This is a genomic window from Paenibacillus sp. FSL F4-0097 (assembly GCF_038593125.1).
Classification (GTDB): Bacteria; Bacillota; Bacilli; order Paenibacillales; family Paenibacillaceae; genus Paenibacillus_AQ; species Paenibacillus_AQ odorifer.
On record NZ_CP151965.1, the window covers coordinates 2,444,310 to 2,460,523 of the forward strand.

The 16,214-nt window shown below is 44.9% G+C and carries 16 protein-coding genes; 11 read left to right on the forward strand and 5 right to left on the reverse strand.

The features are described from left to right. Positions 1-157 precede the first annotated feature (157 nt). From MHH86_RS10835 to MHH86_RS10855, 5 genes are all read left to right on the forward strand, one after another. Positions 158-556, forward strand: coding sequence for a hypothetical protein (locus MHH86_RS10835; RefSeq protein ID WP_339211764.1), 399 nt, complete (start codon positions 158-160; stop codon positions 554-556). 143 nt (positions 557-699) lie between these two features. Next, on the forward strand, positions 700-1,872 hold the full coding sequence (locus tag MHH86_RS10840) for a serine hydrolase domain-containing protein (protein ID WP_038569878.1): 1,173 nt from the start codon (positions 700-702) through the stop codon (positions 1,870-1,872). Between the two features lie 138 nt (positions 1,873-2,010). Then, entirely contained in the window at positions 2,011-2,742 is a 732-nt protein-coding gene (locus MHH86_RS10845) for an ABC-2 family transporter protein (protein ID WP_256717035.1), read from the forward strand. Further along, entirely contained in the window at positions 2,739-3,521 is a 783-nt protein-coding gene (locus MHH86_RS10850; RefSeq protein WP_036689373.1) for an ABC-2 family transporter protein, read from the forward strand. The genes MHH86_RS10845 and MHH86_RS10850 overlap by 4 nt, the downstream gene beginning before the upstream one ends. A gap of 34 nt (positions 3,522-3,555) precedes the next feature. Further along, the gene (locus tag MHH86_RS10855; RefSeq protein WP_244886461.1) at positions 3,556-4,554 is read left to right on the forward strand and encodes an ATP-binding cassette domain-containing protein; all 999 of its coding nucleotides are present in this window, start codon (positions 3,556-3,558) and stop codon (positions 4,552-4,554) included. On the opposite strand, the gene MHH86_RS10860 is transcribed toward MHH86_RS10855, so the two are convergent. Both MHH86_RS10860 and MHH86_RS10865 read right to left on the reverse strand, forming a co-directional pair. After that, complete coding sequence (locus MHH86_RS10860; RefSeq protein ID WP_256717340.1) at positions 4,545-4,754, reverse strand: TetR-like C-terminal domain-containing protein; 210 nt, start codon at positions 4,752-4,754, stop codon at positions 4,545-4,547. The two genes, MHH86_RS10855 and MHH86_RS10860, sit on opposite strands and share 10 nt — an antisense overlap. After that, positions 4,714-5,079, reverse strand: coding sequence for a TetR/AcrR family transcriptional regulator (locus tag MHH86_RS10865; RefSeq protein WP_256717341.1), 366 nt, complete (start codon positions 5,077-5,079; stop codon positions 4,714-4,716). Before MHH86_RS10865 ends, MHH86_RS10860 begins: the two co-directional genes overlap by 41 nt. A 199-nt stretch (positions 5,080-5,278) precedes the next feature. Between MHH86_RS10865 and MHH86_RS10870 the strand changes: the two genes are divergently transcribed. The 3 genes from MHH86_RS10870 to MHH86_RS10880 are packed head-to-tail and all read left to right on the forward strand — an operon-like array spanning position 5,279 to position 7,492. After that, positions 5,279-6,217 carry a 2-dehydropantoate 2-reductase N-terminal domain-containing protein gene (locus MHH86_RS10870; protein ID WP_076316552.1) on the forward strand — a complete coding sequence of 313 codons (939 nt, stop codon included), beginning with the start codon at positions 5,279-5,281 and terminating at the stop codon, positions 6,215-6,217. 27 nt (positions 6,218-6,244) lie between these two features. Continuing rightward, positions 6,245-6,886, forward strand: a complete 642-nt coding sequence (locus MHH86_RS10875; protein WP_036689381.1) for a histidine phosphatase family protein — start codon at positions 6,245-6,247, stop codon at positions 6,884-6,886. 15 nt (positions 6,887-6,901) lie between these two features. Next, positions 6,902-7,492 carry a class I SAM-dependent methyltransferase gene (locus MHH86_RS10880; RefSeq protein ID WP_036689384.1) on the forward strand — a complete coding sequence of 197 codons (591 nt, stop codon included), beginning with the start codon at positions 6,902-6,904 and terminating at the stop codon, positions 7,490-7,492. A gap of 70 nt (positions 7,493-7,562) precedes the next feature. Here MHH86_RS10880 and MHH86_RS10885 read toward each other — a convergent pair whose 3' ends face one another. Beyond that, a complete protein-coding gene (locus MHH86_RS10885) occupies positions 7,563-7,658 on the reverse strand; it encodes a sporulation protein YjcZ (protein ID WP_197069771.1) in 96 nt (31 codons plus the stop codon). 112 nt (positions 7,659-7,770) lie between these two features. Beyond that, entirely contained in the window at positions 7,771-9,171 is a 1,401-nt protein-coding gene (locus tag MHH86_RS10890; RefSeq protein ID WP_076316553.1) for an RsmF rRNA methyltransferase first C-terminal domain-containing protein, read from the reverse strand. Positions 9,172-9,328: 157 nt separating this feature from the next. Between MHH86_RS10890 and MHH86_RS10895 the strand changes: the two genes are divergently transcribed. The 3 genes from MHH86_RS10895 to MHH86_RS10905 are packed head-to-tail and all read left to right on the forward strand — an operon-like array spanning position 9,329 to position 15,053. Then, complete coding sequence (locus tag MHH86_RS10895) at positions 9,329-10,465, forward strand: glycosyltransferase family 4 protein (protein ID WP_076316554.1); 1,137 nt, start codon at positions 9,329-9,331, stop codon at positions 10,463-10,465. Positions 10,466-10,471: 6 nt separating this feature from the next. Further along, the gene (locus MHH86_RS10900; protein WP_076316555.1) at positions 10,472-11,824 is read left to right on the forward strand and encodes a DNA repair exonuclease; all 1,353 of its coding nucleotides are present in this window, start codon (positions 10,472-10,474) and stop codon (positions 11,822-11,824) included. Further along, complete coding sequence (locus MHH86_RS10905; protein WP_342479722.1) at positions 11,814-15,053, forward strand: AAA family ATPase; 3,240 nt, start codon at positions 11,814-11,816, stop codon at positions 15,051-15,053. The genes MHH86_RS10900 and MHH86_RS10905 overlap by 11 nt, the downstream gene beginning before the upstream one ends. Here the strand turns inward: MHH86_RS10905 and MHH86_RS10910 are convergent. Continuing rightward, on the reverse strand, positions 15,040-16,161 hold the full coding sequence (locus MHH86_RS10910; protein WP_038569894.1) for a membrane protein: 1,122 nt from the start codon (positions 16,159-16,161) through the stop codon (positions 15,040-15,042). The two genes, MHH86_RS10905 and MHH86_RS10910, sit on opposite strands and share 14 nt — an antisense overlap. Positions 16,162-16,214: the final 53 nt, after the last annotated feature.

A 16,214-nucleotide genomic window follows, 5' to 3' on the forward strand; every position in this document is an offset into this window, starting at 1 on the left:
TTCAGCATAAAAAGCAAAGGATTTATTAAGGGCTGCCGGGAGGTAGCCTTTTTAGTTAGGACCAGTTTACTTTAATGCAATATCCAAATTATGGATTATATGGTAAGTTAAATAGAGACATTCTAATGAACTATCTAAAAAGAAACGGAGTGATTTCATGAAGATGCGGAATTCAAAATTTTTATATTATCTTGTCTGGATCATAGTGGGGGCGCTCTTATTACATTATGGCAACTCGCTAATTAGTCATTACACTGAAGAGGCACAAAAGAACTATCAATTAGAAAATACTGTGTGGATCACGGCTATTGTCCCGTTTGTCTATGGGATCTATCTGGCGTTGTTAGAAGGATTACCTAAAGCTTTTATTGTTAATTTGCCGCTGTTGTTTATTGTGTTTCTTCCAAGTTTTCTTCTGCTTATGTATCCGATTTTAGTAATGTATTTTAACATTTCGAACATAGAGATTTACAAATTTGCAAGCATACATGATGGGGTAGTATTTGGTCTGGTTAGTGGAATGGCACTAGTTAAATCTCTAACGACAAACCGTTAACGAGATTACAGCATTGCTGTTACAGAATTATTGGAGCAGTATAAAATAGTTATATGCAAAATCACCCTTTCAATTATTTGGGTTTTATTGCAAGATATTTATGCATCATGTATTTTATTGAATAATAAGGGGGAGTGCGAATAATGTTATCATCCACAGAGCTTAGCAAGCTGAACGAAGTGAATTACAGGGAGGACCGATTAGAGGCACTTAATCATTTTTATGAGGATCTCTGTAATAAGAAAGTAGCCGATGGCTATATTTATTCTCTTAGTCGTTATGGAAAAATATTTGCCAATGGAGCGGGGGGACGCTTCAGTTACGAAGAAGATAGCGACCAAGAATTGAAAACGGATACAATTTTTCGAATCGCTTCTATTACCAAGCTGTTTACGGCAACAGCGATCTGGCAGCTTGCAGATGATGGAAAAATTTTTATGGGACAACCAGTTAGTTCTATTCTTCCAGAGTTTGATGCCGACCCTTTTAAGCCGATTACAATTGCTCATTTACTGACTCATACCTCCGGCATCGCACCTGATCATGGAACTATAAGTGATACTTACTATAAAAGTGCATGGTGGTATATTTATGAATCAGAGCTTGGAAAAGAAAACTGGATTAAAGCTGGACTTTCCTATGGCATTCGTTTTCCGGTAGGGACTCAATGGATGTATTCCTCGTTTGGATACGTGGTTCTTGGTGCAATTATTGAGAAAATAACAGGTGTTTTTGCAGAAGATTACATAATGGACCACATTGTAAAACCGTTAGGCATGACAGATACTTTCTTTGATATACCGCCTGAGAAAGCTGGTAGGATCGCTATTCGTTCGGAAGAAGCCAAGGAATATCTTCAGAAGCTGCAAAACGGGGAAATTACGGATGAAGAACAAAGGTCTGAGGAAGAAATCAAGACTCCCGGAACTGGTGGGGGACTGTATTCAACCGTTAATGATCTACAAAAGTTCGGAATCATGCTGCTTAACCATGGGGAATACGAAGGGGGTCATGTCTTAAGTCGGATGGCTGTTCAGAGAATGACCAAGCGGTTCAATTCTGAAAAAATTCCAAACTACGCATGGGGAGATGGAGGAGCGGATAGACCATACGGTCTTGGGCCAGACCTTCGATATAATGAAAGTACATCTTATTCTGAAGGCACTTTTTTTCACGAAGGATGGGGGTCTTGTTCTTTGGTCGTTGATCCGGTAGAAAAGCTGATTGCCGTTTGGTATATCCCTTTTCATAAAAATATATGGGACGGTAGAGGGATTTTCGGTACAAACAATGTGATCTGGTCCGGACTCGAATAAGAAAAAGACTTTTTTATGTGATATCTATAGATAGGCAGGATGTGACTTATGTTTGAGATGATAAAGCACCGCTTTCGCATTATGAGGGCGGTTGCTTTTGTTACTTATAAGGAATGGAGTGCGTACAGGACGCATTCGATGGTTTCTATTTTTGTAGGCCCAGTGTACTTTTTAGTGCAGTATTATATATGGAGCGCTGTTTATAGCGGGGAATCTTACATCAACGGGATGTCACTCTCCCAAATGCTTTCCTATTTTTGTGCTACGATGTTGATCAACTATCTGACTATGGATTTTGCCGATTGGAATTTACAAATGCTTATTCGTACCGGGAAATTCATTACGTTTTCGTTAAGACCGCTAAATCATATGTTCTTTGCTTTATCTCAGAAGGCAGGGCATAGGGTACTTGGGCTTTTGTTTGAATTTTTACCCTGCTTTATGATCTTTTTCTTTATTTTTCATATTGATGTCTTACCCGCAAATTTACTCTACGCGATTCTTTCAATAGCTATGGCGTTTATGATGAATTTTTTCATTCATTATAGTATTGGAATGGTCGCCTTTTGGATGGTGCAATCCTCTAGTATTCGTAATTTTTTTAATCTCTGCGAAGGGATATTTTCAGGATCGCTGATTCCATTAGTATTTTTCCCAAAATCCTTACAAATGGCGTCCTTTTTCTTACCGTTTCAATATACGGCCTTTCTTCCAGCAATGGTCTATACAGGTAGCTATACTTTAGCTGATATAAGCTTACCTATTCCTCAAGTGTTATTGCTGCAGCTCATAGCCGTAATTATTGCCGGAGTTGTCTGCCGGGTGCTGTATGCGGTGTCGCTTAAGCATTTTACGGGGGTGGGCGCATGAAACGTATGTATCAAATATATAAAACCTGCATGAAGGCGAATATTGCTTCTGCTATCACTTATCGTGTTAACTTTATTCTTAATAGTCTTATCATGCTCATAGGGAATGTGTTGTTTCCTCTAGTAACGGTATTTATTTATAATTCGAATGCTTCATTTGCAGGATGGACCTTTAAAGAGGCGCTGTTAATTCAATCCGTTTTTATTCTGTCTACGGCTTGTGCCGGGATTTTTTTTAACGGAATTATGTGGAATACGATGTCTCATGTTGTAGAAGGGACTTTGGAAGTGGTATTAATTAAACCGACCTCGAGCCTTTTTCTGCTGTTGGCCAGATCTTTTGAGTTCGAAAGTATCGGGCTTTTAGGTGGAGGAGTAATCATGTTCGTATACGCACTTAGCGGAATCGATGGGATGACCATAGGCTCTTGGTTATTGTTCCTGTTGTTGTTTGGTGCAGGGCTGCTTGTTATGTTCGGTGTGGCGCTTATTGTGGCAGCGATTTCCTTCAAATGGGTGGCGAATTCCCGCTTGCCGGAGATGTTTGAGAGCATTAAGTCTTTTGGACGTTATCCAGGGACGATTTTTCCTAAGGCAGTCGTAGCTGTGAGTTCTTTTCTGTTTCCGGTCTCCATGATTGCCTACTTTCCAGCATCTACACTGATTGGCCGATGGGAACCCTATTTTTTTATAGCGATTATTCCTTGTGTATTATTTGCTGCCTTCGGAATTTGGCTCTATACATATATGCTTCGCAGTTACAAAAGCGCCGGAGGATAAAAGATTAGTTAAGATCTAAGAAGGAGAATTTCACTTGGACATTATTACCGTCAAGAACTTAACCAAGCAATATGAAACCTATCACCGTGGACAAGATGCAAAAAGTGTATTTAAAAGTCTGTTTCACCGTGAAAAATCGATAATTACCTCTGTAGAAGATCTTTCGTTTAGTGTTGGAAAAGGAGAAATCATTGGCATTCTGGGTCCAAACGGTGCAGGGAAATCTACGACTATTAAAATGCTGACAGGCGTTCTCTATCCTACCTCGGGCGAAATAAATGTTCTAGGGTACAACCCTCATAAGCAGAAAAATCAATATGTAAAACAAATCGGGGTATTGTTCGGACAGAAATCGCAGTTAATATGGGACATTCCCCCTTTGGATAGCTTTTATATGAACAAGGAAATCTATGATATTCCTACGAACGACTTTCGTACAAGACTAGACCAATTTGTAAACATGTTTGAGATTGGCGATATTATTACTAAGCCCACGCGCACCCTTTCCCTGGGAGAACGAATGAAATGCGAGTTTATTATGGCGATGCTTCATTCACCACCTGTGGTTTTTTTAGATGAGCCAACGATCGGGCTGGATGTAATAGCTAAACAAAGAATCAGAGAATTCATTAAGCAAATGAATCAGGAAGGCACCACATTTATTCTGACAACACATGACTTGGAAGATGTAGAGCGTTTGGTTCAAAGAGTACTTATAATTCATCAAGGGAAAAAAGTATATGACGACAAGTTCTCTGAACTTCGACTGCATCTGGGTGCCCAAAAAGTAGTTAGGCTTTCAGCCGCCACAACTATTGGAAATATTGATCTGCCTGGCACTCAGATATCGGAAAGAATATCGGATTACGAAGTGGAGCTGCTGATCGATACCGAGCAATGTAAAATGGGCGAGTTTCTGCATATTCTTAGCGAAAAGGTAGAGATCCTTGATATATCCATTAAGGAGATTCCCATTGAAAAAATTATCAGCTCCATTTATGAGATGGATATGGGAGAACATATTCAAGCTTGAGAACGGATCATCTGCAGATTTAGATCGAGCATGGACCATAACTTTTCAGTGATCTCTTTTGCAGAGCAAGGATTACTATGGGTAAACCACCATTCAATCACTCCGACAGTCGCCGAACTTAAAAATTGCACAGATATATCTTTACTCAGCTCATCGAGATTAAAATTGTTTTCTAAAAAATTGTACCTTAATCTGCTCATTTATCATTTCTTGTAATTGGTTTCTAAAGGAGAGCAGAGCTTTGTTTCTTAATAAAGTCTTATAAAAAAGAGCATTCTCCTCCAATTGTTCCAGCGTGCGGAGCAATGACGCCTTCGAGGGATTGGGTTCGGTTTCATCCTCCACTGCGGAGCAGCTTTCGATTAGTTGCTGGAGCTGAGCCTCCAGGCATTTATCCATCAGATCGTATTTGTCCGCATAATGGGAATAAATCGTTCCGCGGTTTACATCAGCACGCTCTGCGATTTCGTTGATCGTTATTTTTTCAAAATCTTTTTCAGCCATCAGTTGAATTAATGCATTCATGATGGCTGTTTGGTTTTTTTAAATTCTTCTATCCATGATAAGACTCCCTTTTTATTAAACAATGTATTGTATTTTGTTGAAAAATCAACAAAACCGGTCAAACTAACGATTGAACCCTACCGGAGATGTGATAATCTGATTTTATCGAACAGTTGATCAAAATTCAACAAATGTCTAAAAAGGGATAGAGGAGCTAAATATGAGAGTTTTAGTTTTTGGAGCGGGAGTATTAGGCAGCTATCTTGCGCATGTTCTAGTGCGTGGGGGAAATGATGTCACCATGCTTGCCAGAGGGAAGCGAGCAGAGCAATTGACGAAAGACGGGCTTGTGCTTCGCCATTATTTTCAAATTAAAAACACTGTGGATACAGTAAAGGTCATCTCTACGCTTCGATCCGATGATCTCTATGATCTTATTTTTGTTGTTATGAAATATAATGATTTTCCATCTGTGTTACCTATTCTAGCTGAGAATCAGAGTCTGAATATAATTCTTGTGGGGAACAATGGCGATGCTCTTGGCATGCAAAAGGATCTCCAGGAAATGAGCAATGTGAGGAAAAATATACTCTTCGGATTTCAACTTAGTGCAGGAATTCGGGAAACGAGCGGTCGTGTTATTAAAATACACGCAGGAGGGCAAATGGTACTTGGCAGTTTAGACGGTGAGATTCCAATAAAACACTTACTGGAAAAAGCGTTTGAGAACGCTAAGTATAAGCTAACTTATCATGAGGATATGGATGCTTGGCTCAAAAGTCATATCGTGCCAATAGTGGCTTTGAACTCCCTTAGTTATCTGCATGACGGGGATTTGAAAAAGGTATCTAAAGATAAGAAGCTATTAAGACAAGCCATTTCAGTAATGGATGAGGGGTTTCAAATCATGGAGCAATTAAGCTATACTGTTACTCCAGCAGGTCAAGTTAACTTTGTTCGAAAGCACAAGCAGGCTGTATATTATGGTCTGACAATAATTCATAAATTACCGTTTATGAAATTAGTGGACGGTTCTTTCAGCGAAATAGCGGCTTTGTTTAATTCATTTGATATTTTGAAGCAACAAGCAAACATTGCAACGCCCAATTGGGATCAACTTAAAAAACAAGCGTTTTCGAAGTTTAATGCAAATGTATAACAATCTTGTTCAGGAGGTATACAATCGATGGCTATATATTTTATAAGGCATGGAATAGATGATGAAGGCTTTCGTGGGGGTTGGAGTCAACGTGGACTTGTAGTAGAGGGATATAGACAAGCCGAACGTCTTGGATATTATCTTAAGGAAAATCAATCTAGCTTTAACATAACCCGTATTCTTTGTAGTGATTTGCAACGTGCGTTAGATACAGCAAATGAGATCGCCAGAGAGCTTGATTTGCCTGTTGAAAGCAGCCAGTATTGGAGAGAAACGAACAATGGTGTAATCGCTGGAATGCCCCATGAAATCGTAAATGAACGATACCCGGGTCTTTATTTCTCGGCTTTAAGAATGGATGAGAGATTTCCAGGAGGAGAAAGTCCTCAGGAATTTTTTACGCGAATAAGTTCAAGTTTCTCAAAACTATGTAATGAACTGGAGAGTACTGATCCAAATGAAAATGTAATTGTGGTCACTCATGGTGGCGTAATTAATGTTATATACCATATTTTAAAAGGGCTAACGTGGACGAATAAGAATGCTCATTTCCCGACTTCATATACTAGTATTCATAAAATAGAGTATCAAGTAGATAAGTGGGCAGTTACAGCAGAAAATCTTACGGAACATATATCAAGTGATCAGGCTGCTGGTATGGCCAATTGATTGGGAGGTACAAATATGGGTTTATTGAATGCGCTGATTGAGCAAGCCAAGAATCCTAGAGGGTTCGTAGGAAATATCATGATCAAAATCATGAATCAGGCACATACCAGCATCACAACATGGGGACTTAGAAAAATAGAAATTAAGAGCGGCGATCCTATCCTGGACATAGGCTGTGGTGGCGGTCAAACTATACATACGTTAGCAAAACAAAATAGACAACATGAAATTTACGGCATAGATTACTCACAACAAGCTGTAGAGACATCTATTCAAAAAAACAATAAGGCTGTAATCGCTGGTAAGGTGAAAATTAGTCAGGGAGATGTGTCAGCGTTACCGTTCAACGATAGATTTTTTGGGACGATCACAGCGATTCAGACACATTATTTCTGGCCGGACCTCGAACACGATATAAGTGAAGCATTTAGGGTGCTGATGGCAGGCGGTACATTTGTTATTATTTCTGAGATCTATAAAATCAATTATCATATGAAGCAATTCACTAAGAACGAAGAGATGGAGCAGTTATTTCGGAAATCGGGCTTTCAGACGGTAAATATTCACGAGAATAACAAATGGAGATGTTATGTTGGAAAGAAATAAAGCGGCCGCACCGCCCCAAAAAGGACGACACAGCCGCTTCGTTTCACCAGCTATTTAAGCCGGGAAGGTATTAAACAAACAACGAACGGGAAATGATGACCAGCAAGATGAAAAGTACCAAAATCGCTCCGGTCGAAGTGAAGGCTCCTCCATGAAATTCACCCATGATTTATTCCTCCTCAACTTATGTCTTCTTCTCAATTGCTGTGACTGATGTCGCAGCTTTCTGAGATAATGACATCATATGCCGAAGAGGGCCTGTTGTACTGGTCTATGGCCTATTGCTCGTCAATATGGGCTTTTAGGATACGTAATCCTTTAGGCAGATGATTTTTAAGCTGCCCTAAACTCGCTTTGCCCCAACTAATCGGCAAACCATCTAAAGTTACAAGTGTCCATCCATGTAATTCGCTGGGGACAGGCAGGCTTTCACCACGTAGCCAAGCATGTATTTCCGGGCCATCACTGCTGAGATCAAAGCTTCGTGAAGCTTGTATGGGCTGTAGTGCCATAGCTAATGCATGAGCAGGTTCAATCCGATTTTTCTTCAAATGGGCGATATGTAGTCCAGCTCGTGGAATACGCAGTCCGTCCAGCAGCCCGGTATGGAGACTGCCATTAAAGGATTCTGGCAGCAAATAAAGGGATTCGCCGAAGAGCAGTGGCACACCTTGGCATGAAAGACCAGGCAGCTCTACCGCAGCCCAGTCTTGAAAAAACTGGTAGGCATCGCGTACAGAAGAATTAGTTTTTGGGTTGTTTTTACTTCGGCGTTTTTTGGCGTTGCGGTTGGCATCATCATTCACGGATGCAGTGTCAATTTGCTTACGCAGGAGTGCTACAAAGTGACCTTCGCCCTTTTCTAAATGCGGCCAAAGGCGTTTGCAGGTGAGTAGTTCCATATCGGGGTAACTAGCCGTCAATCGAGTAATGGTTTCTTCATTCTCTTGACGGTTAAAGGTGCAGGTAGAGTAGGCTAAAATACCCCCTGGTTTAAGCATAATGTAGGCGTCTTGCAGGATATCCCATTGTCTCGCTGCGCACATAACTACATGAGCAGGAGACCACTCTTGAATGGCTTTTGGATCTTTTCGGAACATGCCTTCTCCAGAACAAGGAGCATCCAGCATAATTCGGTCAAAAGCTTGCGGGAAACGCGCAGATAGCTGTTCTGGTGTTGCACAGGTTACGAGGGTATTCTTAATGCCCAGACGTTCAACGTTCTCTGCTAGAATTTTTGCGCGTTCCGGATGAATCTCATTAGAGATTAAGAGGCCTTGTCCCTGCATTAAACCAGCGATATGCGTAGTTTTACCTCCAGGGGCTGCTGCAAGATCGAGGACGGTTTCACGGGGTTCAGGTGCCAGCAGTTCAGCTGCGGACATTGCGGAAGGCTCCTGAATATAATATAGTCCAGCGGCATGGTAAGGATGCCTGCCTGGTCGAGCGGGCTCATCATAATAAAACCCGCCCTGGCACCATGGGATAGGTTTCAAATTAAATTGTGAGACTGTACGGTCCACCGCAACTTGGCCTATGGCTGAGGTGCTTTTTAGCGGATTAAAGCGCAGTCCTTGAGTTCGTGGTGCTGAATAACTTTCTAGAAAAGCATCTGCCTCTTGCCCCAGCATTTCTTTAATAGATGCGGTGTAAGAGGCAGGCAGCTGTTCTTCCTTCATAGCTCATTCTCCTTTTTCTTAGTTGCTGTTTCATGTTTATACCGATAAAATCAAGGTATGGGGAACGTAATCGTACCTGAAATTCTACATATATTCAACTATATCATAATTGCCAAGTCTTACAGTACACAGGGCAATTGTAAAGGGGATGTACCATATGAATTTGCTGCAAGCGCTCTTCTTCCCGCCGGAGCAACCCGGTGGTGTATCATCTATGATCCCTTATCTTCAGGAAAGATTCCGTTCAAGCCGTTGGGAGATGGATATGTTTTGGCTGCCTAAGCGGATTCGCAATAAGGGGCATGAGGAAGTAATATTCGAGACGTTTGATTGGACGCAGTATGGAGAAAGTCCTATCGTTCAGAAATATATTCAGACCTATCGTGATTATTTATGGTGGACTAAACTGCGGATGAGTAAGCCCTATGATCTTATTCATTCTCATCATCCGATTGCGGGCTTAGCAATGAAAAAAGTGTTCCCTGATACTCCGTTAATTCATACCCTGCATTCCAGTTACGAGCGGGAATTGATTCTAAATGGAGCGATTTCCGAGGATGGCTTGGAGCATCGTTTTCTAGTCTCACTTTATCGTGAGCTTGAGCATGTTAGTGATCGATTAATGACGGTGTCGCGATCTTTTGCAGATTATGTGGCCCCTTATATTATTGATCCTTCTAATATAGGTGTTATTCCGAATGGTTTTGATGAAAAAAGATTTAAGCCTGTTCCGCATGATAATGCTATTCCGCAGCTAGTGACCGTGACACGTCTGGTTCCGGCTAAAGGAATAGATATATTACTCAAAGCTTGCGCGGAGCTTAAAAATCGCGGCCATGAGTATGTACTGCATATTATTGGCGATGGTCCTTCACGTGCGGATCTGGAAAAGATGGCCCAACATTTAGGGATCTATAATGAAACGATTTTTTACGGATATACGCTGCACCCTGAAGAATTCATGCCATTTTTTGATATTTTCGTATTGCCCTCTCGGGCGGAGGCGTTCGGTTCAGTGTTTGCGGAAGCGGCACTTAGCTGCCTGGCTTTAGTGGGGACAAATGTGGGCGGAATACCGGAGCAGATTGAAGATGGTGTGAATGGTCTATTGGTCAGTCCGGACGATGAGATTGCTCTTGCTGATGCATTAGAGAAGGTGATATCTGATCCGGCTTATCGTTATGAGCTTTCACGTTCCGCATGGGATAAAGCCAAAAGCCTATATTCGTTGACACGAGTTGCTAATGAACTTAAAAAAACCTATTTACAGTATCCCTCAGGAACGAAAGGGTGAGCAGCTATGATACCATTTCGCTTTCTGCATACTGCTGATTTACATCTGGATAGTCGTTTTGCCGGGCTGGCGCATATTTCGCCAGCCATTCGTGCTTATTTACGTGAGTCTACCTTTGCCGCCCTCGGGCGGCTTGTCCGCGTTGCGATCCAAGAAAATGTTGATTTTATTGTCATTAGTGGAGATGTGTACGATGTATCAGATGCTTCATTACAGGGACAGCTGCGATTTCAGGAAGCGCTCAAAGAACTCGGTGAGCACGGGATTAACGTGTTCCTGATTCATGGCAACCACGATCCGCTTGACGGACTGCGTCTGACAACGGAAATGCCAAAGCATGTTACCGTATTTGGCGGAGAGAAGCCAGAACACGCTACAGCTTACCGCCGTATAGATGGCCAAGAAGTTGCCATCGTTAGTGGAATCTCTTATCCAACGGCGAAAGTGACGAACAACACAGCTGTAACCTTTTCTCGTAAACCTGGCAGCCGCCTGTTTCATATTGCGATGCTGCATGGCAATGTAGACGGTGATTTGCTGCATGAGACCTATTCTCCTTGCAGTCGCAGGGACCTTATCGAACGGGGTTTTGATTATTGGGCGCTTGGACATATTCATAAACGGAGTGTACTGCATGAGAAGCCTGTGATTGTGTATCCAGGCAATATACAAGGGCGCAGCATTAAGGAAACCGGTGCTAAAGGCTGTTATATTGTGGATGTAGATGAGGCTGGAAGATCCGCTCTGCAATTTCATGAACTGGATTTCGTTCGCTGGCAGGTTAGAGACCTATCTATAGAAGGATTAAGCAATGAAGCAGAATGGATACAGGAAGTGGAGCAGGTTATTGAAGACATCCGCGCGGAGTTCCCGGAGCTCATGTCGGTGGTCAGATTTCGTCTGATTGGACGAGGGGACGTACATAAAGTATTGGCTGAAAAAGGGGCGGCAGAGGATCTGCTGTCAGAACTCCAGCGCCGTGAGGCGATTAGGGCTGAGCGTAAAGATTACAAAGGGCTTGTCTGGACCGAAGGGTTCGCCATCGAGTCCGGCTTAGCTATTGATCGCCAACGCTTATTGGAAGAAGATAGTTTTCTTGGAGAAATGCTGCGCATTGCAGAGCATACAGAACATTCTCCGGAAGCGCTCGAAGAACTATTAAATAGTGCGCTTAAACCGCTATTGGAGAATCAGGAGCTGCGTAAGCTGTTGTCTATGACTAGTCAAGAAGAGAAGTTGAGCTGGCTACGTGGTGCAGCAGAGCAGGGAATCACGATGCTTGGTGGGATGGATGATACTGTTGAAGCGGCGGAAAGTCTTTCGTATCTACAAGCCGGAGGGCAAAACGATGAAAATTGAACATTTGCATATCAATGGCTTCGGGCGTCTTCACAATCGAGAGATTCATTTAACGCAGGGAGTGACCGTACTTTATGGGCGTAATGAAGCAGGAAAAAGTACGACACTGCAATTCATACGCTCTATGCTGTTTGGAATTCCAAGCCGTGGAAATCCCTTGGAAAGGTATGAACCTATGCAAGGTGGATTGCATGGGGGGACCCTGAAGATACGTGACTGTGATGATGGTTTGTGGACCATTCGCCGTTTTGCTTCAGGTGCTGAGGGATCAGGAAGAAATGAAAAGCTGAACATTACAGTAAATCATCCAAATGAAACGACTCAAGAGCTAGGACAAGCTGAAATGGAACGACATTTACTTGGGGGGATCTCTAGGAGTATGTTCCAGCAATTGTTCGCAGTTTCACTGGACGAGCTGCAGGAGCTTGCTGCCCTTCAATCTGAGGAGATGAGCAGCTTTCTTTTTCATGCAGGTATGGGCGGTGGAGGTGCAATCATGCGTGCGGAACGCCGTTTGGTGCAGGAAGCTGAGAAGCTGTACAAACCTCGTGGCAAGCTGCAAGAAGCAGCAAAAGTTGTGCAAGCCATTGAAAAGCTTGAGCGCCAAATGGTTGAGAGCCGTTCTTATCTCCCGCGATATAACGATAATATAGTGGCATTGAGGGCAACGGAGTCGGAGCTAGATGAATTGGAGCAACAGCGTAAGCTCACTGGAGAGCAGCTAGTGATGTTTCGAAAAGCACAGGAAGTCCGTGAGCTGTGGTTAAAGTGGAGCGAGGCTCAGCTAGAGCTGCAAGGATTGCCATTGATTTTAGCCTTTCCTGAAGAAGGTGCAACTCGCTTTCAGGCACTTGAAGGAGAAATTCGTAATGCACAGGGATCAGTAGTACGTTATGAACGTCTTCTAAGCGAGCTTACTATTGAACTGGCAAAGAACCCTCCAGATGAAGTATTAGCAGCGCAGGGGCCTGCTTTGGAGCGGCTGGACCGGCATCGGAGCAGTTATGAGAACCGTAGAACGGAAAGACAGCGGCTTGAGGGAGAATTAACGGCGCTGAATGAGCATTTGCGGCGAATTCTGCGCGGCATTGATGTGAGCTGGGGCCCTGCAGAGCTGACTTCATTCTCCGGTGCAGCGGCAGATCGTGAAGCTGCACGGAAGTTTGCGGCGGCGTTCGCTAGTTATGACCGCCGCATGGAGGCGGAGGGTGCAACGCGGCAGTCGTTGCGATCCCGTTTGGCCGCTGCCTCAGCGTCGCTCCAAGCAGCAGAACGGGCGCTGGCGCGTGAGCATGCTACCGGCGCGGAAGCTTTTGCGCAGCTGGCTCCGCACAGCGCCCGTGAAGTGCTGCAGCTGTGGGACGAGCTGCAGCAGGCGGCCGAACGCTGGCGCGAAGCGCAGCTCAGCGAAGGGCCAGCGCGCGGCGCCGGAAGTGACGGCCTTGGCGCGAAGCGCATGGCCGCGCTCTACCGGCGCCTGCTGTGGGCTGGGGCAGCACTAACCGTGCTGCTGCCCGCAGCGCTGTGGCTGACCGGTGCTCCGCCGGCCAGCGCCGTGCTTGCGATCGGCCTGCTAGGCGCGGCCGATCTGGCCCTCTGGGCCGGCTTGCGCGGAGCGCGCCGGCCGGAAGCGTCCCCGGCAGAGCATGGCGGGGACGTCAGCGCAGCCGCAGCCGAGATGCTGCGGCTGCGGGGGCAGCTGCTCTCCGGGGCGGAGCCGGAGAGCGTTGTGCCGGGGCGGCGGCCGGCCGCCCCGGGGTCCAGCCCTGACGCAGGCGGGCTGGAGGCCTCCATGAGGGAGCTTCGCAGGCTCATGGAGGCTTGGTCAGCTTGGCGGCAGCGCATCGAACGCTATGCCGCCGAGCGTGATGCCTGCCGCACGGAGCTGGAGACGCTGGCAGGCCAAGAGAAGCTGCTCGCTGAAGAAATGCACCGGGCGGAGGCGGCATTCACGGAAACGGCTGAGCAATATGAAGAATGGCTTTGCCAACGCAGGTTGCCTGAAGGATTATCTCCTGAAGGGCTGCCGGATATTTTTGCTATGGTTGAACAAGGGAATGAGCTGCTGCGCCAAGAGAATAAACTCTCCTTACGATTGAAGGAGCTGGAAGCAGAATGTAACGTGTTTGAGGAGGAGCTGCTCGCTCTTATTTATGAGTCGGGTGCTGATCTTGGCGACGAGTTTGGTGTAGCGGCAGCTGGTTTTGAAATAGATCCGCAAGAGGGGAAACGAGTATCTGCATTAACCTTACTAAGCTGGCTGGAACTGCGAAAAAGAGCATGGGATGATCTGAAAAAGGACTTGATTCGCCGGGAAACTATGCAGTCAAGATTGCAGGATGTGGATGAAGAACTCAAGGAGAGCCACAGGATATTAGGTGAGCTGAGAGAACATCGTGAGCTTCTGATACAGGAAGGCGGGGCGACTGGTGGAGAGGATTTCTTACGCAGGTCAGCAGCTGTGCAGCGGCGCAGTGATCTGAATAAATCGATTCGCCAGTGGGAGCTTGTTATGTTCGGTGGTTGGGAGGAAGAGCGAGTTACTGCTCTGCTGGAATTATTAAATCATCATGATGCGGAAGCATTGCAGCTGAAGCGGTCATTGGCTGAAGAGTTGATGGAACGGCAGGAAGAGGGTTGGAACACCCTGCTGGAGCAGCGAGGCAAGCTGCTTCAGGAAAGGGAGTATCTGAAGGAGCGCTGCGTGGGGGATTCCGTTATTCAGCAACTGGAAGAGCAGAGAGCAGCCTTGCGGATCGTGGCTGATAAATATGCAGTGGCAGCGATAACTGCCGAACTAATCGGGCGAACTCGTCGTGTGTATGAGCAGGAGAAGCAGCCACAGGTATTACTGCTTGCCTCAATTTATTTCTCCAAGCTGACGGAAGGGGAATATAAAAGGGTTGTTATGACACTAGGGCACAAAGAGCTGAAAGCTGAACATAAGAATGGGGGATTACTAGACAGCGGACTGCTCAGCCGAGGGACGGCAGAACAGCTGTATCTTGCCATCCGGCTGGCATTGGCAGAGACCATGTCACGGCAAGTATCGCTGCCGCTGTTATTCGATGATCTCTTCGTTAACTTTGATGAGTCTCGTCTTCATGCTGCGCTTGGACTTCTTGGAGAACTGTCGATCTCCCGCCAGATTGTGATGATGACCTGTCACAAGCATGTGGCGGAAGCGGCAGCACGTATGATTCCTACAGCAGCGGTTATTTCCGTGTAGTTCGGGTGATTGGTTTTACGGATACGAGACTGTTCCCCTTCTCCTTTGAGTTCGATGAAGTATTACTACCTGGTGGAGAGGACCATGGCGTGCGCAGCAGCTTGACAGCCCAGACCAATGATAAACCTCCGAAGATTGGGTAGAACACGGAGAGCAGTGAACTAAAGCCAAACTGGCTCAGTAAATAGCAGACCAACATCAGAAGTGGTGTAATCAATGCGGTTGATAGGGGAAGCCGTTGCTTAAGCTGTACAGCTACTCCATAAATATCGGCGACAAAAGTGCTGAAGATCTCCAAAAAGATCAGCAGGAGATATATAGTTTGCACTACAGTACCCAACCGGACGGCGATGCTGCCCATCGGAATTTCAAATTTGAGAATCCCTGGCATCTGTGAGCTCATTGCGAAATGTGCGGCGATCAACATAAAACCAATCCCGGTACCCCCAATAATACCGCCCCATACAAGGGATTTTTCTTCCTCTGTGTGACGAGCCATAGGGACTAAAACAGCTTGTGCCATCCCTAAATTAAAGGCGGTGTAGAGCAGCGGTGACATCCATGCGCCAAAGAGAGAGCGATCGTTATCAAGGAACAGGAACCGTCCAGCTCCCGGAATTTGAAAAGTATTAAAAATAATGATAAGTGACAGAGTAAGCATTAAAGGTACAACAATACTGTTCATTTGCAGAATACCGGAAATCCCTCGTTTTAGCAGAAAGTATGAACCAAGCAACGTGATAATTAGTCCAGTCTGATAATGAAGTCCGAGATGCTCCTGAAAAATAGCGCCGGCCCCTGCAAGCATAATACTGTTTACTCCGATCAGGACGACCATCGTGAACAAACTGATGGTGCTTCCGACCTGTTCCCCGAAGAGGTGGCGGTTAAAGTCTTCATAGGATTCCGCTTCTATTCGCCGAGCAATGACCATCATTTTTGTACCCAGCCATATGAACAATATAGTTGAGAGCAGGATGGTCAGGACTGCCCAGTGCCCGTAACGTGTGAAAAATTTTAATATTTCCTGTCCGGTGGCGAATCCGGCTCCTACAATGGTGCCAATATAAGTGAAAGCGATCTGTAATGTTCGGACATGTGATTTCATGGCTCCCCTCCTAATAGTTTTACGAAGCTAAAGAAAAATCATAACGAGTGCTA

Excerpts from the sequence above, each read along its gene's own strand:
- MHH86_RS10890 (WP_076316553.1), bottom strand. The coding sequence starts at position 9,171 with ATGAAGGAAGAACAGCTGCCTGCCTCTTACACCGCATCTATTAAAGAA.
- MHH86_RS10870 (WP_076316552.1), top strand. The coding sequence starts at position 5,279 with ATGAGAGTTTTAGTTTTTGGAGCGGGAGTATTAGGCAGCTATCTTGCG.
- MHH86_RS10875 (WP_036689381.1), top strand. The coding sequence starts at position 6,245 with ATGGCTATATATTTTATAAGGCATGGAATAGATGATGAAGGCTTTCGT.
- MHH86_RS10840 (WP_038569878.1), top strand. The coding sequence starts at position 700 with ATGTTATCATCCACAGAGCTTAGCAAGCTGAACGAAGTGAATTACAGG.
- MHH86_RS10900 (WP_076316555.1), top strand. The coding sequence starts at position 10,472 with ATGATACCATTTCGCTTTCTGCATACTGCTGATTTACATCTGGATAGT.
- MHH86_RS10895 (WP_076316554.1), top strand. The coding sequence starts at position 9,329 with ATGAATTTGCTGCAAGCGCTCTTCTTCCCGCCGGAGCAACCCGGTGGT.
- MHH86_RS10860 (WP_256717340.1), bottom strand. The coding sequence starts at position 4,754 with ATGAGCAGATTAAGGTACAATTTTTTAGAAAACAATTTTAATCTCGAT.
- MHH86_RS10845 (WP_256717035.1), top strand. The coding sequence starts at position 2,011 with ATGGTTTCTATTTTTGTAGGCCCAGTGTACTTTTTAGTGCAGTATTAT.
- MHH86_RS10905 (WP_342479722.1), top strand. The coding sequence starts at position 11,814 with ATGAAAATTGAACATTTGCATATCAATGGCTTCGGGCGTCTTCACAAT.
- MHH86_RS10865 (WP_256717341.1), bottom strand. The coding sequence starts at position 5,079 with ATGAATGCATTAATTCAACTGATGGCTGAAAAAGATTTTGAAAAAATA.
- MHH86_RS10885 (WP_197069771.1), bottom strand. The coding sequence starts at position 7,658 with ATGGGTGAATTTCATGGAGGAGCCTTCACTTCGACCGGAGCGATTTTG.
- MHH86_RS10835 (WP_339211764.1), top strand. The coding sequence starts at position 158 with ATGAAGATGCGGAATTCAAAATTTTTATATTATCTTGTCTGGATCATA.
- MHH86_RS10910 (WP_038569894.1), bottom strand. The coding sequence starts at position 16,161 with ATGAAATCACATGTCCGAACATTACAGATCGCTTTCACTTATATTGGC.
- MHH86_RS10880 (WP_036689384.1), top strand. The coding sequence starts at position 6,902 with ATGGGTTTATTGAATGCGCTGATTGAGCAAGCCAAGAATCCTAGAGGG.
- MHH86_RS10850 (WP_036689373.1), top strand. The coding sequence starts at position 2,739 with ATGAAACGTATGTATCAAATATATAAAACCTGCATGAAGGCGAATATT.